Origin of the sequence: Parafrankia sp. Ea1.12 (genome assembly GCF_900465275.1) — a bacterium.
In the GTDB taxonomy this organism is placed as follows: Bacteria; Actinomycetota; Actinomycetes; order Frankiales; family Frankiaceae; genus Parafrankia; species Parafrankia soli.
On record NZ_UBIZ01000053.1, the window covers coordinates 1 to 780 of the forward strand.

Below are 780 nucleotides of genomic sequence, written 5' to 3' on the forward strand. Positions count from 1 at the left end.
GAGTGCATACGCGACGCATGCCGGAGGCGGGGACGGGCTGTGAGCACTAGCCCGGAGCCGAATCGTCGACCACGTCGACCCTCCTTTCGTTCCGCTCACTCACACATTGCGACCTCGCGTCGCACCACATGGAAGAAGTCCACGGCCAGCATCGTCGACGCCTGCGTGCGCAGGAACTGCCGCCATGTCGTGTCGGTCTGCCGTTGCGGAGCCGGGGGCAGCCCCAGGGACGTCAGGACCCGGCGGATCGTGGAGGCACTCACCCGGTGACCGAGCTTGAGCAGCTCGCCCCGGATCCGCTGGTAGCCCCACGTCGTGTTCTCGGTCGCGAGCCGCTTGATGAGGGTCACGATCTCCGTGCCGACCGGTGGCCGACCCATCCGCTGTGGATGGGTCCATTTCCGTACGATCAGACGGCGGTGCCACCGTAGGACGGTGCCGGGCGTGACCGCCGGTGCGTTCGCAGCGCCCTGGGCAGGAGTCGGATCAGGGCGGCGAGGACCGCCCGGTCCGCCCAGTCCCACCGGGGCTTGGGCTGGGTACGACGCAGCACCGCAACCTCATGCCGCAGCACCAGCAACTCGATGTCCTTCGACGCCGACGAACGACCGAGGAGAACCAGCCAGCCACACACCCGCACGAAGATCAGATAGAGCAGGCGTACGAACATGGCTGACCATCATGCCGGCCGCCGCACCGTCGCATCACCCCAGCTCACGGGCCCAAGCCGACTTCTGGCACCCCACAGGGTCGGTGGAATCCGGGTCGGTCCCGAACCGC

The 780-nt window shown here is 67.9% G+C and carries 1 pseudogene; it reads right to left on the reverse strand.

Annotated features, from left to right (window positions below):
* Positions 1-125 precede the first annotated feature (125 nt).
* Positions 126-670: pseudogene (locus tag FMEAI12_RS00265) on the reverse strand (transposase); the annotation flags it as partial.
* Positions 671-780 lie beyond the last annotated feature (110 nt).